This window comes from Arthrobacter sp. Leaf337 (assembly GCF_001423745.1).
Lineage (GTDB): Bacteria > Actinomycetota > Actinomycetes > Actinomycetales > Micrococcaceae > Arthrobacter.
This window is the reverse complement of the sequence record NZ_LMPC01000016.1, coordinates 1-21,726: the sequence shown is the minus strand read 5'-3', so window position 1 is coordinate 21,726 and position 21,726 is coordinate 1. Positions and strand designations below refer to the sequence as shown.

Annotated in this window: 21 protein-coding genes; 12 read left to right on the top strand and 9 right to left on the bottom strand. The window is 64.2% G+C overall.

Features of this window, described 5'->3' with window-relative positions; all coding sequences use genetic code 11:
* Nucleotides 1-15 precede the first annotated feature (15 nt).
* Nucleotides 16-789 carry a glycosyltransferase gene (locus tag ASF98_RS24420; RefSeq protein WP_055802740.1) on the bottom strand — a complete coding sequence of 258 codons (774 nt, stop codon included), beginning with the start codon at nucleotides 787-789 and terminating at the stop codon, nucleotides 16-18.
* A 771-nt stretch (nucleotides 790-1,560) separates the two neighbouring features.
* Entirely contained in the window at nucleotides 1,561-2,229 is a 669-nt protein-coding gene (locus ASF98_RS13800; RefSeq protein ID WP_055802739.1) for a DUF1345 domain-containing protein, read from the bottom strand.
* A 267-nt stretch (nucleotides 2,230-2,496) separates the two neighbouring features.
* Between ASF98_RS13800 and rpsF the strand changes: the two genes are divergently transcribed.
* The 4 genes from rpsF to rplI all read left to right on the top strand — a co-directional run bounded on the left by rpsF (nucleotide 2,497) and on the right by rplI (nucleotide 4,269).
* The gene (rpsF, locus tag ASF98_RS13795; RefSeq protein WP_055802737.1) at nucleotides 2,497-2,802 is read left to right on the top strand and encodes a 30S ribosomal protein S6; all 306 of its coding nucleotides are present in this window, start codon (nucleotides 2,497-2,499) and stop codon (nucleotides 2,800-2,802) included.
* A gap of 55 nt (nucleotides 2,803-2,857) precedes the next feature.
* A complete protein-coding gene (locus ASF98_RS13790) occupies nucleotides 2,858-3,433 on the top strand; it encodes a single-stranded DNA-binding protein (RefSeq protein WP_018775330.1) in 576 nt (191 codons plus the stop codon).
* A 126-nt stretch (nucleotides 3,434-3,559) separates the two neighbouring features.
* Entirely contained in the window at nucleotides 3,560-3,799 is a 240-nt protein-coding gene (rpsR, locus tag ASF98_RS13785) for a 30S ribosomal protein S18 (RefSeq protein WP_003800144.1), read from the top strand.
* A 17-nt stretch (nucleotides 3,800-3,816) separates the two neighbouring features.
* Nucleotides 3,817-4,269: a 50S ribosomal protein L9 gene (gene rplI, locus ASF98_RS13780; protein ID WP_018775331.1), complete on the top strand. Its 453-nt coding sequence runs from the start codon at nucleotides 3,817-3,819 to the stop codon at nucleotides 4,267-4,269.
* 143 nt (nucleotides 4,270-4,412) lie between these two features.
* Here rplI and ASF98_RS13775 read toward each other — a convergent pair whose 3' ends face one another.
* The gene (locus ASF98_RS13775; protein WP_055802735.1) at nucleotides 4,413-4,835 is read right to left on the bottom strand and encodes a DUF1801 domain-containing protein; all 423 of its coding nucleotides are present in this window, start codon (nucleotides 4,833-4,835) and stop codon (nucleotides 4,413-4,415) included.
* A gap of 150 nt (nucleotides 4,836-4,985) precedes the next feature.
* Between ASF98_RS13775 and ASF98_RS13770 the strand changes: the two genes are divergently transcribed.
* On the top strand, nucleotides 4,986-5,612 hold the full coding sequence (locus ASF98_RS13770; RefSeq protein ID WP_055802733.1) for an FMN reductase: 627 nt from the start codon (nucleotides 4,986-4,988) through the stop codon (nucleotides 5,610-5,612).
* Nucleotides 5,613-5,680: 68 nt separating this feature from the next.
* Nucleotides 5,681-6,055: a TFIIB-type zinc ribbon-containing protein gene (locus ASF98_RS13765; protein WP_055802731.1), complete on the top strand. Its 375-nt coding sequence runs from the start codon at nucleotides 5,681-5,683 to the stop codon at nucleotides 6,053-6,055.
* A 57-nt stretch (nucleotides 6,056-6,112) separates the two neighbouring features.
* Here the strand turns inward: ASF98_RS13765 and ASF98_RS13760 are convergent, their stop codons facing one another.
* Entirely contained in the window at nucleotides 6,113-6,709 is a 597-nt protein-coding gene (locus ASF98_RS13760) for a hypothetical protein (RefSeq protein ID WP_055802729.1), read from the bottom strand.
* Between the two features lie 2 nt (nucleotides 6,710-6,711).
* On the bottom strand, nucleotides 6,712-7,179 hold the full coding sequence (locus ASF98_RS13755; RefSeq protein WP_028271835.1) for a hypothetical protein: 468 nt from the start codon (nucleotides 7,177-7,179) through the stop codon (nucleotides 6,712-6,714).
* Between the two features lie 689 nt (nucleotides 7,180-7,868).
* Between ASF98_RS13755 and dnaB the strand changes: the two genes are divergently transcribed.
* A complete protein-coding gene (gene dnaB, locus ASF98_RS13750; protein ID WP_055802727.1) occupies nucleotides 7,869-9,248 on the top strand; it encodes a replicative DNA helicase in 1,380 nt (459 codons plus the stop codon).
* 9 nt (nucleotides 9,249-9,257) lie between these two features.
* On the opposite strand, the gene ASF98_RS13745 is transcribed toward dnaB, so the two are convergent.
* Together ASF98_RS13745 and ASF98_RS25075 are read right to left on the bottom strand one after the other, a co-directional pair.
* On the bottom strand, nucleotides 9,258-10,259 hold the full coding sequence (locus ASF98_RS13745) for an acyl-CoA thioesterase (protein ID WP_055802726.1): 1,002 nt from the start codon (nucleotides 10,257-10,259) through the stop codon (nucleotides 9,258-9,260).
* Nucleotides 10,260-10,365: 106 nt separating this feature from the next.
* A complete protein-coding gene (locus ASF98_RS25075) occupies nucleotides 10,366-14,811 on the bottom strand; it encodes a rhamnogalacturonan lyase family protein (RefSeq protein ID WP_326950126.1) in 4,446 nt (1,481 codons plus the stop codon).
* A 496-nt stretch (nucleotides 14,812-15,307) separates the two neighbouring features.
* Here ASF98_RS25075 and aztD point away from each other — a divergent pair, with 496 nt between their 5' ends.
* Entirely contained in the window at nucleotides 15,308-16,582 is a 1,275-nt protein-coding gene (gene aztD, locus ASF98_RS13735) for a zinc metallochaperone AztD (RefSeq protein ID WP_055802724.1), read from the top strand.
* Between the two features lie 107 nt (nucleotides 16,583-16,689).
* Here aztD and ASF98_RS13730 read toward each other — a convergent pair whose 3' ends face one another.
* The gene (locus ASF98_RS13730; protein WP_055802779.1) at nucleotides 16,690-17,124 is read right to left on the bottom strand and encodes a DoxX family protein; all 435 of its coding nucleotides are present in this window, start codon (nucleotides 17,122-17,124) and stop codon (nucleotides 16,690-16,692) included.
* A gap of 148 nt (nucleotides 17,125-17,272) precedes the next feature.
* Between ASF98_RS13730 and ASF98_RS13725 the strand changes: the two genes are divergently transcribed.
* From ASF98_RS13725 to ASF98_RS13715, 3 genes are all read left to right on the top strand, one after another.
* Entirely contained in the window at nucleotides 17,273-18,622 is a 1,350-nt protein-coding gene (locus ASF98_RS13725) for an MATE family efflux transporter (protein ID WP_235505952.1), read from the top strand.
* A gap of 82 nt (nucleotides 18,623-18,704) precedes the next feature.
* Nucleotides 18,705-19,301 carry a hypothetical protein gene (locus ASF98_RS13720; protein WP_055802722.1) on the top strand — a complete coding sequence of 199 codons (597 nt, stop codon included), beginning with the start codon at nucleotides 18,705-18,707 and terminating at the stop codon, nucleotides 19,299-19,301.
* A gap of 66 nt (nucleotides 19,302-19,367) precedes the next feature.
* The gene (locus tag ASF98_RS13715; RefSeq protein ID WP_055802720.1) at nucleotides 19,368-19,757 is read left to right on the top strand and encodes a hypothetical protein; all 390 of its coding nucleotides are present in this window, start codon (nucleotides 19,368-19,370) and stop codon (nucleotides 19,755-19,757) included.
* A 54-nt stretch (nucleotides 19,758-19,811) separates the two neighbouring features.
* Here ASF98_RS13715 and ASF98_RS13710 read toward each other — a convergent pair whose 3' ends face one another.
* Complete coding sequence (locus ASF98_RS13710) at nucleotides 19,812-20,354, bottom strand: CGNR zinc finger domain-containing protein (protein WP_055802718.1); 543 nt, start codon at nucleotides 20,352-20,354, stop codon at nucleotides 19,812-19,814.
* A 158-nt stretch (nucleotides 20,355-20,512) separates the two neighbouring features.
* Between ASF98_RS13710 and ASF98_RS13705 the strand changes: the two genes are divergently transcribed.
* On the top strand, nucleotides 20,513-21,475 hold the full coding sequence (locus ASF98_RS13705; protein WP_055802776.1) for an EamA family transporter: 963 nt from the start codon (nucleotides 20,513-20,515) through the stop codon (nucleotides 21,473-21,475).
* The last annotated feature ends 251 nt before the right edge of the window (nucleotides 21,476-21,726 follow it).

Sequence of the window (21,726 nt, the reverse complement as noted above, 5' to 3'; positions counted from 1 at the left end):
ATGCTCTGGTTCCGCTCATCGACTGTCACTCCGATCAACCGTCATAGCCGCACTACGCCGATATGCCTCCTGCCTGGATGTGCGCGCCCCTGCCATTTCAAGGAGCTGATTGGCCCTTGTTTCCCATGTGTGGAGTCCGGCAAAGTGACGCCGCCGTTCCTCCGCCACGGGGTCGTGCGGCCTGGCCAATGCCTGCTGCACGCGCTTCGCGAACCCTTCAGGGCCGCTGCCGACGGTCACCAGTTCCGTGTTCAACCACCGGACGGCCGGGAGGTCGGTGGCAACAACAGGAATGCCCGCGGCAAGGTAGTCGAGGGTCTTCAGCGGGAAGCTCGCCCGGTTGAAGGCAGTGTCGGCGTACGGCGTCAGGCCTACGCCCGCTGCCGCCAGGTGCTGCCCCAGTTCCGTGGCCGGCAGTTCGCCCAGCCAGGTAACGTTCTCGGAAGCCAGGAGAAGGTCAAGACGCCGCCCCGTTTCCGGATCGCGCTCGGTTCGGGGACCGATCACCAGCAGCGGAACCCCCGCATCCTTGACCGCGTCCAGCAGATCCATATCCAGCCGTTCGTTCAGTTGGCCCACTAGGACGGCCTTGTGGGAGCGGTCGACAGGCAGCGGGATTGTCTTCCGAAGATCACAGCCGTTAGGCAGGACGACGACCGGCGCCTGGTGGCCGGTGAAGCTTACCTCCAGGCTTTCGGCCAGATGCGGGGACACAGCCGCGGCGATGTTGGCGTCGCGAAGGTTCCGCCGCAGTGTGCGGTGGACGAACCGTCCGGACAAACCCATCATTGGCGCTCCGGCCACCCAGTCATCGGTGACAAAAAGGATTTTCCGGCCCGGTATTCGCACAGGGAAACCTGTGGAAGGTGAGGAAAGCAGCACTGCGATAGGAGCCACGCCCATTGCAGCAAGCGTGGTCCTAACGGCTCGCCCCAAGAGGTGTTTGGCGGCAAGGGCGAGTACCGGCCGCGTAAAGCCCGGCACGGAGATTGAGCGCAAGCGGGTGATACCGGGTGCGACATCACTCAATTCGGTGGTGCGGCGAAGTGCATTCGGCCCGGGCCTGAGCGCACGATGGATCGGGAGCGGCGGGTCAACCCACAGCACTGGCACATGATGAGCCAATGCTGCAGCCAGCCGGTGGTCGGTTCCCCGGACGTTTTCCCAGCGACTTCCGGGGATGTACACGAAGACCTGTTGCACTGGCTGGCAGTCGCCATTGCCGGTTTGGAGCATGCGGTTGCCTTCCTGTGTACGAAAGAGACCGTGCTTTCTGTAATCCTTATCCACATGCACCGGCGCTTACCGGCGGCTGTAGCCCAACTGCAGTCTTCTCACCGGAGGTGCCCCTTACATCGCGACCCGTGTGTCCGGCTGGTCACTCCGGGCAGTGCACAGGCGGTGGTGATGAACTGAGGAAAATATAACGGCTGCATCTACCCAGTACTAGAGAATCAACCACTCGGACGAACGGCCCGACCACTCGCACCGGGACGTCTTAGCCGCCGGGACTCATGATTATGCAACCAGCTATTCCGGCCCCACTCAGAAGAGTCCCCGTCAGGCGAGACCAATCACCAGGTTGATGGTCGTGGCAAGGATGACGGTGCCAAACAGATAGGACAGCAGGCTGTGTTTGAGGGCTTCTGCCCTGATGAGGTGGTTCTGCAGATTGGTGTCGGACACCTGGTACGTCATGCCAAGGCTCGTGGCCAAATAGGCGAAATCCGTGTACTGCGGCGGCCGTTCCTGGTTGAAATCGATGCCACCAGCGTCTTTTGCCCCCCTCTTCCCGGGACTGTAGTACAGCTCGGCGTAGCGGAGAGTAAAAAGTGTCTGCACCAGGATCCACGACACCGCGACGCAGGCCAGGGCCAGGAAGCCGCCGCTCAGTTTCTCGCCGCCGTCGGACCGGTGGGAGTCCACGACCACGACGGCGACTGCGGCCAAGCTGGAAACGTTGGCCACCAGGATCAGCAGGTCGGTGGTATTGCGGGACGGGTCCTCGGAAGTAGCGTGGGCGCGAGTCTCCGCAGGGCCGAGCCTCCCCACCACAAGCCAAACCCAGACAACGTAGACGAGTGCGGCGCTGCCCCATCCGACGGCCGGCGCCTGCACCCAATGCCCGGAGAATCCGGTGGCCGCCGCAGCGGCCAAGCCGGCAGCAACCATGGCAAGGAACCGCAGCCGGCTTCGTTTGACCTTGGCGGGCAGAGGGCTGGTGTCCATGTGTCGATACTCTAGCCAAACAAACAGGTCGCACCGGGCTTAGGACCGTTTTTCCACATAGCGGCCCGGAGCGTTTCCGCCCCGTACGTCCCCGGGACTAGCCTGAAACGGCCACGAATCGCCGAAACCGGCCTAAATGCACTAAGATATTGAAGTCTGTGCTGCGTCCTGCCTCCGTTTTGGAGATCGGGCGTGCACGGCACCGCAAATGAACCTCCTGTTACGGAAATGCCGTAACCGCTTAGCCCAAAGGAGGTGGGTTCACATATGCGTCCTTACGAATTGATGGTAATCATCGACCCCGAGGTCGAAGAGCGTACCGTTGAGCCAACGCTTCAGAAGTTCCTGAACGTCATCACCAACGATGGTGGAACCATCGAAAAGGTTGACATCTGGGGCCGTCGTCGCCTGGCTTACGAAATCAAGAAGAAGTCTGAAGGTATCTACGCAGTGGTGAACTTCACCGCCAAGCCGGACACCGCCAAGGAACTTGACCGCCAGCTGAGTCTCAATGAGACCATCATGCGCACCAAGATCACCCGCCCCGAAGAGCAGAAGGTCGTTGCTGAGTAATTTCAGCTCCCGGCATTCAATCTTTACCCCGCAGGAACGAACAAGGAGGCAGTAGATGGCAGGCGAAACCACTATTACGGTCATCGGTAATCTCACCAATGACCCCGAACTGAGGTTCACACCGTCAGGTTCGGCAGTAGCGAATTTCACCATCGCTTCTACGCCCCGCACCTTCGATCGCCAGTCGAATGAGTGGAAGGACGGGGAAACCCTGTTCCTCCGCGCCTCGGTCTGGCGTGAAGCAGCCGAAAACGTCGCAGAATCCCTCACAAAGGGCATGCGGGTTATCGTTTCCGGCCGTCTGAAGAGCCGTTCCTACGAAACCAAAGAAGGCGAGAAGCGCACCGTTATCGAGCTCGAAGTCGATGAAATCGGCCCGAGCCTGCGCTATGCCAACGCCAAGGTCAACCGCACCCAGCGCTCCGGCGGTCAGGGTGGTCAGGGCGGCTTCGGCGGCGGCAACAGCGGCGGTGGATTCGGTGGCGGCCAGGGTGCAAACCAGGGCGGCAACACCGGAGGAACTTGGGGCGGCAACCAGCCCGCAGCGCAGGAAGACCCCTGGGCAACGCCCGGCGTCAGTAATGCAGGCGGCGGCTGGGGCAACGGCCCGGATTCCGAACCTCCCTTCTAACCAATAATTCAGGTCCGGCGCCGGATTCCGCCGGGATGCCTCACGGCTCCCGGATGACTGCCGCCGTCGGACCACCACCATCCCGTGGATCAATATCCACGGGCTCCATAGAATAGGAGCTCCACGATGGCTAAGGCTGAACTCCGTAAGCCCAAACCAAAGTCCAACCCCTTGAAGGCCGCTGACATCACCGTCATCGACTACAAGGACGTAGCATTGCTGCGCAAGTTCATCTCCGACCGCGGAAAGATCCGCGCCCGTCGCGTCACTGGCGTCACGGTGCAGGAACAGCGCAAGATCGCCCAGGCAATCAAGAACGCCCGCGAAGTTGCTCTGCTGCCTTACTCCGGCGCTGGCCGCGGCTAAGGAAGGGATTAACTAACATGGCAAAGCTCATTCTGACCCACGAAGTAACCGGTCTCGGTGCTGCTGGCGACGTTGTCGAGGTCAAGGACGGTTACGCACGTAACTACCTGCTGCCCCGCAACTTCGCCCTGACCTGGTCCAAGGGTGGCGAGAAGCAGGTTGAGTCCATCAAGGCTGCCCGCGTTGCCCGCGAGCACGCTTCCCTGGAAGATGCTCAGAAGCAGGCCGCTGCACTCTCCGCCAAGCCGGTCAAGCTGGTCGTCAAGGCCGGCGCAACCGGTCGCCTGTTCGGCACCGTCAAGCAGGGCGACGTCGCCGACGCTGTTGAGGCCGCTGGCCTGGGCCGCATCGACAAGCGCAAGGTTGAACTGCCGGCACACATCAAGTCGACCGGTTCCTACCAGGCAAACGTTCGTCTGCACGACGACGTTTCCGCTGTGATCGAACTCGACGTAGTCGCAGGCAAGTAGTTCCTCCGGTTTATCGCCAGAGCGCTACGCAGTCCTGAACTGCTGAAGGCCCCCGTGTTCGGATTCCCTTGGGAACCGGTCGCGGGGGCTTTTTGTCTTAACGAGTGGCGCTGCCTGCAACGCCCCGGGTTGTTGCCGGTCCTCTATTCCTGGTGCATCACCGTGGTGGAGTGCCGGTGCCCGGCACGGATGAGTTCTGCCAGGACCGCCTCATCCACGTCCTCCAGTTTGTTGATGTAGAGACACCCCGCGCCGACCTTGTGTTTTCCCAGGCGGGGCAGTAGTTCGGCCGCTTCCGGGGCGTACGTGAGCCCGTACAGCGACAGGCTGCCCTTCCGCGGGGAGAACCCGACGGCTACGGTGTCCCCCTCGCGGCCGCTCTCGTAACGGTAGTGGTAGCTGCCGAAACCCACGATGCTCGGACCCCACATCACTGGTACTTCGCCGGTGTTTTCCTTCATGAGGGCCAGAAGCCGCAGGCCGTCGCGCTGGCGTGCAGCGTTCTCTACGCCCTCAAGGAAGTCCGCCACGGAGGCGTCCGTCGCCTGGGTCTTGTTTTCAGCCATGACGGCAGTCTGGCAGACGCCGCCGCCCTTGTCAGCAGGGTCACCCGGCAGTGATCCGATGCCGCGGAATAAACACGGGCGGAGGAGGGTTTAGTCGGTAGATGCAAACGCATGTACTCTGGATTTACCGATGACCTTCAGGAGCAAACCGTGGAAACCCGCCGTATCACCGTCCTCTCCGCCGGACTTGGCGTACCGTCCTCGAGCAGGCTGCTGGCTGATCAGCTTGCGGCAGCAGCCGAAAACAGGCTGGCTGCCGCCGGGTATGCGGTGGCCGTTGATGTGGTGGAACTCCGTGACCTCGCTGTGGACATTGCCAACAACTTCGTCACCGGCTACGCTGCCCCCCGGCTTGCGGAAGCGATCGCCGGCGTGGAGGACTCGGACGGCATCATTGCCGTCACGCCGGTCTTCAGCGCCTCCTACAGCGGCCTTTTCAAGTCCTTCTTCGACGTCCTGGATCCTAAATCGCTGGAGGGAAAGGCCGTCCTCCTCGGGGCCACCGGCGGCACCGACCGCCATCAGATGGTGCTGGATTATGCCATGCGTCCCCTGTTCAGCTACTTGCGGGCCCGGGTAGCTGCCACGGGCGTTTTCGCCGGCCCCCAGGACTGGGGCAACGCGGACGACGGCGGCACGCCCCTCTCGGTGCGGATCGACCGGGCCGCCGATGAATTTGCGGCACTGGTCGCGGCCGCGCCGCCGCGGCGGAAGACGGACGCCGCCGAGTCGCTGCCGTTTGAACAGCTCCTGGCGGGAATTTCGAACGGCCGCTAGGCGCAGCCTCCGGCGGACCCAGCGGGTGTTCGTCGAACTTTTCCGCGGTTCCAGTCGTTGTGCGGGACATGAAATGCCCTGTGGATTCAATAGACCTGGTAATGAGTGAGCGCAGCGGAGTGGAGATCGATTATTGTCCGCAGTGCCGCGGCGTGTGGCTTGACCGCGGTGAACTGGACAAGATCATTGACCGTGCGGCCGAGCTGGCGGGTCCGCAAACGCCGGCTGCACCGGTTGCTCCACCCGTCGCCGGGCTTATTCCGCCGCCGCTGTACAACAACCTGGACCCGCGCCGGGACGACAGGCGGCCGGATGATCGCCGCTATGACGACCGGCGGGACCGTCCCCGCTACGATCAACCCCGCCATGACGATCGCCGCAACGACGACCGGCGGCGACCCAAGAAAAAGGAAGGCTGGCTCGGCGAGCTTTTCGACTTCTAGGCGCCGCGCCGGATCCAAGAGCCCTAAGCCCGCCGGCAGGGCATGGGCTCAGGCCGCTCAGTCGTCGAGCAGGGCGATGAACTCCCGGGCCTGCTTGAGGGAAATGTCCGAGTGCTTCGTCAGCGCCGTTGCGGCCGCCTCAGTGTCGCCGCTCTTGGCCAGCGTGCGTATCCGGCCGTAGATTTCGTCGTTCAGCATATTGCTGCTGACCTCCCGGGTGACATCGCCCTTGCTGGCGATGGCGCGGTACCGGTAGGGGAAACGCTCGGGTGCGTCGTCGTCGTCATGTTCCGGCGCCTCGGGGGCCGCTGGGGTGAACGGCTGGGGGTGGGCCGCCAGGGCGCCGACGGCGTCGCGGGAGGCCCGCAGGCCCTCGCCTGAGGCTTCGTAGTAGAGCTTGATGGCCGCCATGGCCTGCCCCTGCGCTATGAGGGCGTACAGCCTGCGGTGCTGGTCTTCAGTGAGCTTGGCCGCCGCAGCCCGGGCCAGTTCCACCGGCTCGCCGGACGGCGTGGGGCCGGCTGCCGTGGTTGCGGAAGCCCTGGTTGCGGAAGCCCTGGGGCCGGAGGTCCGGCGTCCCACGGCGCGGGCCACCAGCAGGACTGCGGCTCCCACGAGGAGCAGGATCAGGACGGGGATCACCAGTGATTCCATTGCTATAGCCGATCTACATAATTCTTGGCGGTCAAAAGATCTGAATGCGTTGCCTGCCGCAGCATCTTGATGGCTTGCAGTTTCTGGCCGTTGCGGGCCATGGACTGCAGTTGCAGGGCGAACTGCGGGTTCAATTGGCCTCCGGGCAGGACCGGGCCCTGATATCCGTGCATTCCCACGCCCGGGCTTGACCCCGCCTGGGCGTGCAGGGCCGCCCGCGCGTGGTCGGCCTGTTGGGACTGCTGTTGCTCATTCTGGCTTGGCCGGGTGGCGGCATCAACCCGTGCCCGGGCGGCGGTGGCCGCTTTCACCTGGGCGGCATAATGTGCCTGCGACCGTAGGGCCAGTTCCAGTTGATAGCGCTCGGCGTCGGAGATGCCGGTGTCCCGCGGCTTGAGGGCCGTGGTCACCGCCCAGATCACTGCCACAAGGATGAGGGCAGGCAGTATAACTATCAACACATCGCCCATGCATAGAGCTTATGCCAGTTCGCTGTTATCCACAGCATATTCTGCGGTTCGCATACAGCCCGACGGGGCGGGCGTCAATTCGAAGCCTCCGTCATGACGTAGATCACAGTGCGGGTATATCTTTCGTCACTTCGACCCGGGTTACTCGCCGGTATCCCCAGTGGGAACCTGAAAGCTGTGGATGAATGTTCCTCAAAAGAATTTTTCATCCACATGGCATTTGGGACGTTTCCGCAGGTCAGAGGCCTATTGATGCTCAAAGTTTTTTTGTTTCCACAGGTGGCCACACAGGCTGTGCACAAGCAGGACCCCTTAATCCACAACTTATCCACAGGTGTGCATGTATGTGGGCTTGGTGGCCGCTGGCAGGGGTACTAACGTAGCGGGATACCTGTTTTGGGGCACTGGTACTTGCTTTCCGCAGTCCGGACAGACCTCTTGCGGGCGGGCCGGGATGCAGATTCCGACAACCAATTGTGGATAACCTCCGCAAACTGGGGATAACCAGGGATAGGGCAGGAACAGCGGGTGTCGGCACCTTCCCGCAAGGGAAGACTGTCAGTGCCGGGTGGTAGTACTGGTCATGGCGCACAGCGGGGCTCCGCTTCGCAGGACAGCCCTATGGCAGATGGCAACAGAACCGACGGCATTGAGAGATACGCCGCGGTACACAACGGAGGACGGCAGCTTTGTCAGTTACGCACCTGGACTCAATCGAGGGCACCCGGAGTTCCGAAGGCAACCGAAAGCCGCCCCAGGACATCCCTGCCGAGCAATCAGTTCTCGGCGGCATGATGCTGTCCAAGGACGCCATCGCCGACGTCGTCGAGATCCTGCGGGGCCAGGACTTCTACCGCCCCGCCCACGAGACAATCTACGAAGCCGTCATTGACCTCTACGGCCGCGGCGAGCCTGCCGACGCCGTGACCGTGTCTGATGAGCTGACGAAGCGCGGAGAGATCAACAGGATCGGCGGACCCGCCTACCTGCACGAGCTTATTCAGACCGTACCCACTGCCGCCAACGCGGGATACTACGCGGAGATCGTCGCCGAACGTGCCGTCCTCCGGCGGCTGGTTAATGCCGGCACCAAGATCGTCCAGCTGGGTTACGGCTCGGACGGTGAAGTGGAAGACCTCGTCAACCAGGCCCAGGCCGAGATTTACGCCGTGGCCGAACGGCGGACGGCTGAGGACTACGTTGTCCTCAAGGACGTCATGGAATCCACGGTGGATGAAATCGAAGCTTCGGGCCACCGCGAGGAAGGCATGACGGGCGTGCCCACGGGCTTCTACGAACTGGACGAGCTCACACACGGACTGCACCCGGGGCAGATGATCGTCATCGCCGCCCGCCCGGCCGTTGGTAAGTCCACGTTCGCCCTGGACTTTGCCCGGTCCGCAGCCATCAAGAACAACCTCGCCACGGTCATGTTCTCCCTGGAAATGGGCCGGAACGAAATCGCCATGCGCCTCCTGTCCGCGGAGGCCACCATCGGCCTCCAGGACCTCCGCAAGGGCACTATCAAGGACGAACAATGGTCCAAGATCGCCACCACCATGGGCCGGATGAACGAAGCTCCGCTGTTCATTGATGACAGCCCCAACATGTCGCTCATGGAAATCCGGGCCAAGTGCCGCAGGCTCAAACAGCAGCACGACCTCAAGCTGGTCATCCTGGACTACCTGCAGCTCATGAGCTCCGGCAAAAAAGTGGAATCCCGCCAGCAGGAGGTCTCGGAGTTCTCGCGTGCGCTGAAGCTGCTGGCCAAGGAGCTCCAGGTGCCCGTGATTGCGCTCTCACAGCTGAACCGTGGCTCCGAACAGCGCCAGGACAAGCGGCCCATGGTTTCGGACCTCCGTGAATCAGGCTCGATTGAGCAGGATGCCGACATGGTGATCCTGCTCCACCGCGAGGATGTCTACGACAAGGAATCGCCGCGCGCCGGCGAAGCGGACATTCTTATCGCCAAGCACCGTAACGGCCCGACCAAGGACATCGTGGTGGCCTTCCAGGGGCATTACTCGCGGTTCGCCAATATGGCGGCCGACGCTGGCGGCGGCTTCTAGCCAGCCGGGCTACGAGGTCTCCCGCGCCCCGCTTGCCGGCGCCCCGCCAGCAGTCAGCAGGTGGTTGGGTAGCCGGTTTCCCGGCGCCCGGCCCCGGATCTCCAGCAGTTCCCTGGCATGGGCGTGCAGGCGCTTGTCCTCTTCCGAAACCGGAACCCATGGCGGAATCGGCACCGAGTTCCCGGACGCGTCCCTGGCCACCATGACGGTCAGGCAGTACGTGGTCAGATTCATCTCCCGGCCCTTCGGATCCCCGGACCGGACGTGCACGGCAATATGCATGCCCTTGGTGCCGGTGTACACGAGCCGTGCCTCCACCTCCACCACGTGGCCGATCAACAGCGGCCGGTAGAAACGCACCCCGCCGGAGAACACCGCGACGGTGTCCTTGCCGCAGTACCGCGACGCGCACACATAGGCGGCCTCGTCGATCCACTTCATCACGATGCCGCCGTGCACCTTGCCGCCCCAGTTCACGTCCGTGGGGGCGGCCATGAACCGCAGGACAACCCGTTCGGCGGTGCCGGCGTCCGTATATTCCTGCGCGTTCATCGCCTGGACAATGTCTTCGCGGACCTTGATCCGGGCCAGGGCGTGGTCGCGCTGCTCGATCTCTTCGGGGGTGGAAGGCTCGAACTGCGGAACGGGCACCGGTTTCCCGTCCGGACCCACGGCCACAAAAATCACCATGCACTGGCTGCGCATGGTGGCCGGGCCGCCCTTGGGGTCGCCCGAGGACACGACCGTGCGGATGTGCATGGAAGACCGCCCGGTATAGACGATCGTGGCGGTGACTTCCACCATGTCGCCGCTGTTGACCGGATCGGCGAAGTGGATGTTGCCCACGTAGGCCGTGACGCAGTATGACTTTGCCCAGCCGACAGCTGCGGCATAGGCCGCCTTGTCCACCCACTCAAGTACGGTTCCGGCGTCCACGGAACCGCTGTGGCCGACGTCCATGGGGGCCGCAAGGAAGCGGAGGGTCACTGAATTGGCGGCAGACTCGCTCATGCTGAGAGTTTACTGACGACCCGGCCTACTAACGGGTCCGGATGACACAAACGCCGCCCCACCCGCCATGTGGGGTGGGGCGGCGTCCGTCGCGGGTGCGGAGTCCCTAGCGGGCCCCGGTGTACACGATGTCCGGCTGGGACGGCATCTCTATGCCCTCACCGATGAAGAAACCCGGGTGCGGCGGCTGGTTGTACGAGATGTTCTCGCGGGCCACCGAGAGGCGGTACACGGAATCGTGCATCAGGGTCCGCAGGCGGACGTCGGTGGAAGCTGTGGTGGTGTAGATCCGCAGCTCCGTGCTGTCCGACGACGGCCAGGCGATTTCCTCGCGCCAGTCACCCAGGAGGTCCGCCTGGATGGCAGGCGTGCCCTTGGTGCCGTTATTGGATTTGGCGCCCGCGGCCGTCAGCAGCCTGTCGCTGGACTCGGTGTTCCAGTTCCACTTACTGATGGTCGGTACCCCGCGGTATGTGGCGTCGTCGAAATCGTGGTCAACGATTTCGCGCAGCAGGTCTCCGTCCCACCACGCCAGGAAGTTGGCTGCCGGGATCTTCTCCGCGATCAGCTCGCCCTTGGCTGACATCAGCTGGCCCACGGGCGAGTTCCATGCCGCGGTGCCGCCGATTGCCCAGCCTTCGGCCCCCGCGTAGCGGGGATCAATGTCACCGGCCGCGCCGCGCCCGGTGTCCTTGACCGCCGGAATGCTCCACAGCACCTCACCGGTCCGGGAATCCCGGAACGTCGCTCCGCGGTTCCCGCTGGAGCCCATGTCCTCGTGCACCGCGAAGGTCTCCAGTCCCGGCCGCGACGGATCGAGGTCGCTGGTGTGGATCGCGTCGCCGTGGCCCAGACCGGTGGTGTACAGCGGCTGGCCGTTGTCATCGATCGTCATGGACCCGAAGATGAACTCGTCCTTGCCGTCTGCGTCCACGTCCGCCACGGAGAGGTTGTGGTTGCCCTGCCCGCGGTACTGCGTGCCGGACACGTCGGAGTCGAAGATCCAGCGCTTGACGATCTTGCCTGCCACGAGGTCGTAGGTCGCCAGCACGGCACGGGTGTAGTACCCGCGGCTGAACATCATGGACGGGTGTTCGCCGTCCAGATAGGCCACTGCTCCGAGGAAGCGGTCCACACGGTTGCCATAGCCGTCGCCCCAGGCCGCCACGTCGCCGCGCGGCGGGTCGTACTTCACGGTGTCCATGATGGTGCCCGTCTGGCCGTGGAAGACGGTGAGGAACTCGTCGCCGGTGAGGACGTAGCCGCTGCTGGTCCGGTAGTCGGCGTTCGGGTTGCCGATCACCGTCCCGGCCGCGTCTCGGGTGCCGTCCGCCGTCTTCATGGCGATTTCGGCCTTGCCGTCGCCGTCGAAGTCGTACGCGAGCAGCTGGGTGTAGTGGGCGCCGGCACGGATGTTCGGGCCCATGTTGATGCGCCAGAGCTTGGTGCCGTCCATCCTGTAGGCGTCAACGTAGACTGTGCCGGTGTAACCGGACTGCGAGTTGTCCTTGGAATTGGACGGGGACCACATCTGGATGATTTCGTACGTGCCGTCGCCGTCGACGTCGGCCACGCTCGCATCGCCGGCGGAGTAGCTGTAGGGCTGGCCGTCTTTTGTGTAGTCGTCCGCCGGCTTGTCGAGCTTGATCGCCAGGTAGTTGCGGGACATCGGCGTGAACTCGGCCGTCAGCTGGTCTGCGCCGGCACCCACGGCCTTGATCACGTATTTGGACGAGGCCGTTCCGCCGGCATCGAGGTAGGACGTGCTGTTCCTGATCGGATCCACGGTGAGCTGTACGCCGTCGCGGATGACATGGAAGCCGATCTGTTCGGGATCCAGGCCCAGCATTCGCCAGCCCACGCGGACGCCTTCTTCGGTGAGCAGGGCCACGGGGGCGCGGTCCAGCTTCTCCACCTGCCGGTTCACTACAGTGACCCTGTCAGTGCCGATCACCGGCGACGCTGCTGATTCCCCGCCCTTGTTGATGGCGGTGACGCGGTAGTAGTACTTGATGGTGGTCAGCACCGTGGTGTCCGTGAACGTCACCTCGGTGGCACGCCCGGCGTAGGAGAAGGTGCCGTCTGCCGACGTCGAGCGGTACACGTGGTAGGCGGATGCGCCGCCGACTTTCTGCCACTTAAGGCTGACACTGCTCTTCTCGATTCCCTTGACGTCCACCTTGGAAGGTGCCGCGGGAACCGGCGTGCTCGGGTCCGTGAGGGATACCTCCACGGTATTGGACGGCACTGACTCGAGGCCGGTGTTATCCACTGCAATGACCTGGTACTTGTAGGGCAGCCCTGCGAAGGCCGTGGTGTCCTTGAAGGTGGTCGTTTCCGTGATGTGTTCAGCAACAAGCTGCGGCTGCGCCTCGAAGTTTGCCTGCCGGAACACCTTGTAGCTGGCGGCGTCGGCTACGGCGTCCCAGGCGAGTTCCACCGCCGCCGGGTCAGCCGCGGCGTCCACGGCGGTGGCGCGCAGGTTGGTGGGGCCCACCAGGAGGGGCGTGACTTCCAAGCCGTTGAGCCGCTGGCCGGAACCGCTGATGGTGACGTTGAGCTGGCCGTCGGTCACCAGGACCTGGTTGATGATCTTTTCCGCCGAGGAGGCTTTGCCGGAGGAGACCTGGCCGTAGCCCTTGCCCTCTGCCGCGACGTCCGTCCGGGTGGAGCCGATCCAGTCGCTGTGGTAGGTCTTCAGCGCGTAGGTGCCGTTGGGCACGTCCAGCTGGAATTCGAAACTGGAGCCGCTGAGCACGAAGTCGCGAAGCAGGTTCGTGGTGACGGCGCCGCGGTCCCGGTCGCTGAGGACGGAGGGGTCCTTGAAGCCGAAACCGCGTTCCTTGCTGTACGCCATGGTGCGGTTGGCCTCGGTGTAGCCGGCCTCGACGGGTGCACCCACAGGGCCGAAGTCGAACTTGTACTTGGCTTCCTTGGTGGTCAGGGACAGGGCGTCGCTGGGTTCGGAAGGGCCTTTGCCGTTCATCGCTGCGATCCGCACGCTGTAGGCGGTGCCTTCAGCAAGGCCTGCCAGGTTTGCCGTGGGGACGGTTGCCGTGGTGGCCAGCTTGTAGGCGCTGTCCTCTTCGGACGACAGCTTCCGGTACACCTTGTAGATGTCCGCGCCCTCGGTGGGCTGCCATTTCAATAGCGCGCCGGCATTGGAGATGCTGCCGGCCACCAGTCCCTGGGGCTTTGCAGGAACGGCCGACGGCGGGACAATCTCCTTGGCGCGTGCGGCCAGCGGGATGTTGAGCTGCTTGACGCCGCCCGCTAGCAGGCGGGCCATCTGGATGGCGCCGTACTCCTGGAAGTGGGTGTTGTCCACGGTTCCGGTGGGCCGGTTGGGGTAGACCCCGGCATCGACGTGGAGGAAGACCGACTTGGTGTCTTCGGGGCCGATTTCGTCAAAGTAAGCCCGGCTCAGTGCCGACAGATCCACCAGCGCCACGTTCTCTTCGGCGGCCAGTTCCTTCATCTTGTCCACGTACTCGGGGAAGCTGACGTTGAATTTCCCGGTGGCCTCGTCGAAATCACGCCGTCCCACCGGTGTGACGAGCACCGGGGTGGCTCCGCGCTGGCGGGTCCCGTTGACGTAGGTGCGCAGGTATTCCTTGTAGTCGGCGGGGGAGGCGTACCGGTCATCGACGCCCACGGTGGCGTCGTTGTGGCCGAACTGCACCATCAGGTAGTCGCCGGGGTTGATAACGCGGAGGATCTCGTCCAGCCGTCCCTGGCTGATGAAGTTCTTGGAGCTGCGTCCTCCGATCGCGTGGTTGAAAAAGGAGACTTTCTCATCAAAGTAGCGGTCGATCATCTGCCCCCAGCCGGCCTGCGGGATGTAGCCGGCGTCGTAGGTCTGGACTGTGGAATCTCCGGCGAGGTAGACGGCAGGATCCGCCGTGGCGGATCGCGGCGCGCGGGCTGCGATGACCAAGGAGTTGATCTTGGCCGCGGTGCCGCCGAAATCAAGATTCAGCTGGCCGTCCACGAGCGAGATGGGGAATTCCATTTCCAGATACTGGCCTGCGGGTTTGTCCGTGAGCTGGACCTTTGCGATCTTCTCCGCGGTGATCGCGATGTTGGTGGCAGCGACGGCGTCGCCTGCGATGAGCTTGACTGTGTAGTCCCCGTTGGGGAGGTCCACGAGGAAACTGCCGCCCTGGGCCTGGACGAAGTCGGACCGCAGCGGGTCGGCCGTGCCGCGGTCTTCGCCGGACGTCAGCGTGGTGTCGGTAAAGCCGAACTTCGCCGCGGCGCTGTACGCCTGGGAGGCATTCACCTGGGTGTAGCCGTCGGCGGTAGCGCCCGGGCCGAAGTCGAAGCGCAAGCCCGAACCGGCTGGCGGGAGGGGGGTTTCGGCGTGCACGGCGGGCAGGCCGGTGAAGGCCACCGCCGCGGCTGTCACTGCCGCCGCGACTGCCTTTGCGCCGGGGAACCGGACGCCGGAGAGCCGGTTTCCGCCGGGGGCGCGGACGTTACCTGTCCCGGATTTTGGCCGGGCACCGGAACCGCTGTCCTGCCGAGTGCGTCTTTGAGGGGGATAACTCACGAACATCTCCTTTGATGAGCAGTGGAAACAAGGACCACAGCGGGCAAGTTTGTATCGTTTCAATCAATTAATGCGTGGCATGGCGGGCGTGAAGCGGGGAGTCCAGTGAACCGCTGGCGGGTCGGGGTGGCCGACTTTGGACACCCGCTGCCTGGTCCGCGCAACCCTCGATAGGGCTGCAAGGTAGCCCTGGCGGGTGGTTCGGTGTTGCAGAAGTTACATCACGACTAGGCCTGTATATCCGTGGTGTACGGAACAGGTTTATCAGTGGATCGTTTCAAAGGTCAAGGATTTTTGTTTCATTTCTGTGAGATTTTGTTATGCGATGTCACAACTTGGTCATATGGGACCGGTGGCGGGGCCGCCAGGGTTTGCCAAGCTAATGAGAATCACTATCATTTAGCTTATGAAGATTCGTGATAAAGCTTTCCGTTGCCTGAAGCCCTCCGCTCGCTGCCTGAAGCAGTATCGGAGCTCCGAGCTGCAGGCAACCCCGATGGGACTGTCAGGGGTAGCGGTAATCGCCGCGGCTGCGCTCATGCTGAGCGGCTGCGCTGCCGATTCCGGGCGTGGCGGTGACGCCCCGCTTGCGGAAACTGCCCCGCAGCCTGCCGGGCAGCCGGCCGCATCGTCCCGTGCAGCCCAGGAAATCCAGGGGCCCGCCCCCAGGCTGGTGCTGACCCACGCCGGCGGCATCACGGTGCTCGACGCCGCCTCGCTCGCGGTGGTGGGGGAGGCAGATCTTGAGGGCTTCAACAGGCTCAACCCCGCGGGGGACGGCCGGCATGTCCTGGTCTCCACCGGAAGCGCGTTCAAGGTTTTTGATGCCGGAGTGTGGACCGAAAAACATGGCGATCACGGGCACTCCTACGCTGCCCAGCCTGCACTGACGGGTGTTGAGTTCCAAGCCAGCCAGTCCGGCCACGCAGTCTTCCATGCTGGCAGGACCGCGCTGTTCAGTGACGGTTCCGGGCAGGTTGAAGTTTTCGAGCCTTCCGGACTGGCGGCGGAAACGGGGGCGCTTCCGGAGAGTGACGTCTACACCGCGCCGGACGCCCACCATGGCGTGGCGGTGCCGCTGGAGGAGGGAAAGCTACTAATTACCCTCGGTGACGACGAGTCCCGGCGGGGAATCGCCGTGCTGGCTGAAGGATCCGGACAGAACCGGGCGGAGCTGGTGCGCAATGAAGACTGCCCGGGTGTGCACGGCGAGGCGGTGGCCGGGCCGGATGCCGTGGTGGTGGGCTGCGAAGACGGCATGCTTGTCTACCGGGGCGGGAAGATTAGCAAAGTGCCCAGCCCCGATGCCTACGGAAGAATGGGCAACCAGGCCGGTTCGCCTGAATCGCCAGTCGTCCTGGGCGACTACAAAGTGGACAAGGATGCGCCGCTTGAACGGCCCACACGGGTCTCCCTTGTGAACACTGAGACGGCGGCACTGCAGCTCGTCGAACTCGGCACAAGCTATTCGTTCCGGTCGCTGGGGAGGGGCCCCTCAGGCGAGGCCCTGATTCTGGGAACCGACGGCTCCCTGCGGATCATTGACCCGCTGACCGGAAGCGTCACGTCGAATATTCCCGTGGTTGCGGCCTGGGAGGAGTCTGAAACGTGGCAGGACCCGCGCCCCACGCTGTTTGTGCAAGGGTCCACTGCCTACGTCACCGAGCCCGCAAGCAGTGCTATCCACGCAGTGGATCTTGCATCCGGCAAGGTGATCAAATCCGCTGATCTCCCGCACGTACCCAACGAACTGACCGGAGTTTCCGGCTAATATTCCCAGCCGGGAATACTAGCAGACCCGCATGTGACGACGCCGGGCCGGCCACTGACGTGACCGGCCCGGCGCTGCACAGGGTATTGCTTGGTTTTGTGTTCGCTTTAGGCGAGTACGCTCAGCTTTGAGTTGCTGCGGCCGAACAGTGCCCGGTCCACGGCCACCTTGCCGGCGCCGGTCAGGGCAATGGCCAAGGCACCCGCTGCCAGCAGCAGTACCAGTTCGTAGCCGCCGGTGGCAGCGAAGACGCCTGCGGAGGCGTGCACCAGGAACAGGGCGCCGAGCATGTCCAGGGCGAGCAGCAGTGCGAAGACGCGGGTCAGCACGCCGAGGATCAGGGCGATGCCACCAACAAGCTCAAGGGTGGCTACTGCCGGTGCTGCCAGTTCGGCCGCCGGGATGCCCATCTTGGTAAACGCGGCCTGCGTGCCGGCAATGGTCCACTCGTTGAACTTCTGCCAGCCGTGGGCTGCGAACAGGAAGCCGGCAATGACGCGGAGGACCGTGAGTGCGGTGGTGGTCAGTGTGGACTGGTTCATGAGGATTCGCCATTTCAGATCGTGGGACGTCACTGCGCTTCGGGAGCAGCGCAGTTGTTGTTTCAATGATTAACTTTGCCATTCAAATACTTGAAGAGTCAACTATTTGTGGCGACATGTGACGGTTCTCTCCGGTTAGGCTGGCTCCGTGCCAGAATCACGCGCCGCCCGGATTGTTGTCCCCGGCAGGAACTCCCGGGAAATCCTCCGCCTCGCCGTTCCGGCATTTGGCGCGCTCATCGCAGAACCGCTCTTCCTGCTCGCGGACTCGGCCATAGTCGGCCACCTCGGCGTTTCCCAGCTCGCCGGCGTGGGGCTGGCTTCCGCGGTACTCCACACAGCCGTGGGCCTCATGGTGTTCCTCGCTTACTCCACTACCCCGGCGGTGGCCCGGGCCATCGGCGAGGGCAACCTTGCCAAAGCCCTCGCGGCCGGCCGGGACGGCGTCTGGCTGGCACTGGGCCTGGGGCTGGTGCTCGCGGCGGCAGGTTTCGCCGGCGCCGAGCTTCTGGTCGATCTGATGGGCGCCACGGGCGATGTCCGCCAGTTCGCCGTCGACTATCTCCGCTGGTCCATGCCGGGGCTCGCGGCCATGCTTTTGATCTTCGCCGGCACCGGGGTGCTGCGCGGCCTCCAGGACACGCGGACCCCGCTGGCCGTGGCCTCGGCGGGGTTCAGCCTGAACATCGTCCTCAATCTGGCGCTGGTTTACGGCATGGGCTGGTCCGTGACCGGCTCGGCCGTGGGCACCAGCATTGCCCAGTGGGCCATGGCCCTGGTGTACCTGGTGATCGTCCGGCGAAATGCGCGCGACCACGGAGTTTCGCTCCGCCCGGACTGGCACGGCGTGCGCTCCATGACCAAGGTAGGCTCCTGGCTCATGCTCCGCACGCTGAGCCTGCGGATTGCGATCCTGGCAACCGTGCTGGTGGTGACGGCCCAGGGGCCGGTGAACCTGGCGGCCCATCAGTTGGCCATGACCATCTTCACCTTCCTGGCATTCGCCCTGGACGCTTTGGCCATCGCCGCCCAGGCCCTGATCGGCAAAGAACTGGGGGCGGCCAATCCCGCCACGGTCCGTGAGTTGACCCGGACCATGATCCGCTGGGGTGCGGGATTCGGGGTAGTCACCGGAGCGTTGCTGGCCGTTGCGGCCCCGTGGGCGGGCGCCTTGTTCACGTCCGACGCCGGTGTCCAAGGCGCCCTGACGCTCGCCCTGTGGGTGCTGGCGGCCGGGCAGCCCGTGGCCGGCTATGTGTTTGTGCTGGACGGCGTCCTCATCGGCGCCGGCGACGCCAAGTACCTGGCGATCGCCGGCGTCGTAAACCTCGCGGTATATCTGCCCCTGCTGGCCGCTGTCCGGCTTTCCGGCGTCGACGGCGCCATGGGGCTCACATGGCTGTGGGCGGCCTTTTCGCTGGGCTACATGTCTGCCCGCGCGGTGACACTTGGCCTGCGGGCCGGGACGGACCGGTGGATGGTTCTTGGTTCGCCCTAGGGGGTCGGGCTCGGGCCGCTGGTCTGGTCGGCCTGCCTTCGGCCCGGTTCGCGTCGAATCCGCTGCGCACTAAACTGGACCCGTGACCCTCCCAGCATCCCCTGCCGATCCCGCCCCGTTGACCGCTCCCGCCGCGGACCTGTGGAAACCGGTGCTCACCAGGGCAGTCGTCGCCCTTGCTTTCGGCGCGGTGACGGTCTTCTGGGCGTCGCCGTCGGCATCTGAAATGGGCTGGACAGGCGGACTGTACCTGCTCGCCGTGGGCGTGACCCTGCTTCGCGGAATCGGAAAATTCGGCGTTGACGCCAAAATGCCTGCCGGCAAGGTCATGGCCGCAGCCGGGGCCGTCATGACTGGAGCCGGTGTGGCTGTGGTGTTCCTGGGCAGTGAGCTGGTATTCGGTGTCCTGGCGGCACTGGGCCTGGGACTGCTGGGGGCAGCGGAACTCTACCTCGGAATCCTTTTCCGCGGCCGCAGTGTCCTCGCGCGCGACTGGCTGGCATCGGGTGTCATCGGCCTGGGAACCGCCGTGGCGCTGCCCTTCTTCATAAGCCTCGGAGCGCACGCCCTGCTCGGCGTGGCCGGCGGCGGGGCGATCATTTCCGGCGTCCTCTGGGTCCTGGCCGCCCTGACCCTGCGGCACGATGCGCGGCCCGTTTCCAGCGAGGCCGTAAACTAGTAGGGAACGGTTCTACTTCGTGTAGAACAATGGCTTTACTAAGCTGCCCGGCCCCGGCCGCGCTGCATGGGAGGAAACACCTTGGCACAACGGAAACCAGGAGAACCGCGCAAGCTGCGGACCTCGGTCAAGGGACCCCTCATGTTCTCCGCATTCTGGGCTGTCCTGGCCTTTTTTGCCGTGCTGATTTTTGCCTCCGGCGGCAGCTCCCGGGCACCCCGCTTCGACCTCGCCCTGACGGGGGCCGGAATTGCGTTCATCGTGACGCTGGTCATCGCGGCGATGCTCTCGATGAGCCACAAGGAAAATGCAGACCACCTGGGCAAGGGGTCCGGCGTCAATCTGAGTTCCAAGAAGTCCTCCTCCCACGGCGGATATTCGGCGCGGCCGGAGGCAGCGCGCCCGGAAGCCCAGGGTCCCGACGCGCCGGAGTCAGCTCCCGGCGACTCCCGCTAGATACTCCGGCTTCCCCTGCAGGCTTCGCCCGCGCCAAACTTCTGCAGGACGCCGCTATGAGGCGGCTTTCCGGGCGCGGTAAGCGGCCACATGGGCCCGGTTTGCGCAGTTTCCGGTGTCGCAATACCGCTTGGACCGGTTCCGGCTAAGGTCCAGCACCACGGCGTCACAATCCTCTGCAGCGCACACCAGCATCCGGTCCATTTCCTTGCTTCGGATCACATCCACGAGTGCCATGGCAGCCTCGGTTCCCATTCTGTCCGCCAGCGGAGCCTCCCGCGTGGTGGCATGAAGGTGCCAGTCCCATTCGTCGTGCTTGATCAGCTGCGGAAGCGCATTTGCGTCCCGGAGCAGGCGGTTCACCGTATCGACGGCGGAGTCCTCATCCATGGTCCACAGTTCGGTGAGCTGGCTCCGTAGTTTGTGGACGCTGGCCAGTTCGGCCGCGTCCCGCGATCTTGCGCCCGAGAAGCCTTCCGTCGTGAGAAAACGGTCCAGGTCCGCCATGGTGGCAAGATGCTCCTCACCGTTTGCCGCGCTGTTGATCAGCCCCACCACAGTGCGGAGGGCAACTTCAGTGTCAGGGGCAAAAACCATCTTGACTCCTTACAGGGTCCGGGCGTAATGTCATGACCATTACCCCACTTTACTCCTGACAGGAGGCAGCCGTGCCTGCCGTAAGCAAACGCGCCGAAGCGTCCGTCCAGGGCGCCGCTTCCCGGCAGGGCGTCGCCCGCCGGTCCGCTGCAGGCTTCATGGCGTCGGGGCTCGGCGTGGCGCTGTTTTCCTCGGCGGTCTTCGGCCTTTCCGGATCATTCGCCAAATCCCTGCTCGAAACCGGCTGGACTCCCGGTGCGGCGGTGACTGCCCGACTCACCGGTGCGGCAATAATCCTCGCCATCCCGGCCATCCCTGCCTTGCGCGGCCGCTGGAGCCAATTGAAGGACAACTGGCTGACCATCCTGCTCTTCGGTCTCATCGGTGTCGCGGCCTGCCAGCTCTTCTATTTCAACGCCGTCGAACGCCTCTCCGTAGGAGTTGCGCTGCTTCTGGAGTACCTGGCCCCGGTGATCATCGTCCTCTGGCTCTGGGCCGCGAGCCGCAGGCGTCCCCGACCGCTCACCATCGCCGGAACGTTGCTTTCGCTCGGCGGACTCATTCTGGTGCTGGATCTGACAGGTGCAGTGAAGATCGATTTCGTGGGCGTCCTGTGGGGAATCGCCGCCGCGGTCTGCTTGGCGATCTACTTCTTCATCACCGCCAAGGAAAATGACACCCTGCCGCCGATTGTCCTGGCGTCCGGCGGCCTGATGGTGGGCGCCGCGGTGATGTGGCTGGCCGCAGCCACGGGCCTTCTACCCATGGCGTTCAGCACCGCTGACACCAAACTGGGGCCGTGGGTCACTCCGTGGTGGGTCTCGCTGGGCGGACTGATTGTGCTGGCGACGGTGCTCGCGTACGTTTCCGGAATTATTGCCGCCCGCGCGCTCGGTTCAAAAGTGGCTTCCTTTGTGTCGCTCACCGAGGTGCTCTTCGCCGTCATCTGGGCGTGGCTCCTGCTCGGCGAACTGCCCGGTCCCGTCCAGTTGCTCGGCGGGGTGCTGATTGTGGGCGGCGTGGTTCTGGTCCGGGTGGACGAGCTTCGTGGTGCCGGCGCCCCGGCGGCGTCGGTGCCGACGCCGCTGGACCACGCCAACGACGTCGAACCCGTCCCGTAGTCAGTCACTACGAGTCCGTCACCCGCCACGCCGTGGGTGCCTTTAAACGCGGATGCCCCGGACGCTTTGTTGCGTCCGGGGCATCCGGCAAGAAATGGTGGTTTCTCGAAGTCCGTCCCTGGCGGGAAGGCGGAGTTCCTAGCGGGAAGCCTCTTCCTGCTGGGCGGCGTTCTTGGTTGCCTGCTTGCCGGCTTCCTCCAGCGCCTGGGCCACCTTGGCCAGGGCCGTCACGTGCGAACCGGACCATTCGC

Coding starts and splice junctions, on each gene's coding strand:
- ASF98_RS24420 (WP_055802740.1), bottom strand. CDS start 789: ATGATGGGTTTGTCCGGACGGTTCGTCCACCGCACACTGCGGCGGAAC.
- ASF98_RS13800 (WP_055802739.1), bottom strand. CDS start 2,229: ATGGACACCAGCCCTCTGCCCGCCAAGGTCAAACGAAGCCGGCTGCGG.
- rpsF (WP_055802737.1), top strand. CDS start 2,497: ATGCGTCCTTACGAATTGATGGTAATCATCGACCCCGAGGTCGAAGAG.
- ASF98_RS13790 (WP_018775330.1), top strand. CDS start 2,858: ATGGCAGGCGAAACCACTATTACGGTCATCGGTAATCTCACCAATGAC.
- rpsR (WP_003800144.1), top strand. CDS start 3,560: ATGGCTAAGGCTGAACTCCGTAAGCCCAAACCAAAGTCCAACCCCTTG.
- rplI (WP_018775331.1), top strand. CDS start 3,817: ATGGCAAAGCTCATTCTGACCCACGAAGTAACCGGTCTCGGTGCTGCT.
- ASF98_RS13775 (WP_055802735.1), bottom strand. CDS start 4,835: ATGGCTGAAAACAAGACCCAGGCGACGGACGCCTCCGTGGCGGACTTC.
- ASF98_RS13765 (WP_055802731.1), top strand. CDS start 5,681: ATGAAATGCCCTGTGGATTCAATAGACCTGGTAATGAGTGAGCGCAGC.
- ASF98_RS13760 (WP_055802729.1), bottom strand. CDS start 6,709: ATGGAATCACTGGTGATCCCCGTCCTGATCCTGCTCCTCGTGGGAGCC.
- ASF98_RS13755 (WP_028271835.1), bottom strand. CDS start 7,179: ATGGGCGATGTGTTGATAGTTATACTGCCTGCCCTCATCCTTGTGGCA.
- ASF98_RS13745 (WP_055802726.1), bottom strand. CDS start 10,259: ATGAGCGAGTCTGCCGCCAATTCAGTGACCCTCCGCTTCCTTGCGGCC.
- aztD (WP_055802724.1), top strand. CDS start 15,308: ATGGGACTGTCAGGGGTAGCGGTAATCGCCGCGGCTGCGCTCATGCTG.
- ASF98_RS13730 (WP_055802779.1), bottom strand. CDS start 17,124: ATGAACCAGTCCACACTGACCACCACCGCACTCACGGTCCTCCGCGTC.
- ASF98_RS13715 (WP_055802720.1), top strand. CDS start 19,368: ATGGGAGGAAACACCTTGGCACAACGGAAACCAGGAGAACCGCGCAAG.
- ASF98_RS13710 (WP_055802718.1), bottom strand. CDS start 20,354: ATGGTTTTTGCCCCTGACACTGAAGTTGCCCTCCGCACTGTGGTGGGG.
- ASF98_RS13705 (WP_055802776.1), top strand. CDS start 20,513: ATGGCGTCGGGGCTCGGCGTGGCGCTGTTTTCCTCGGCGGTCTTCGGC.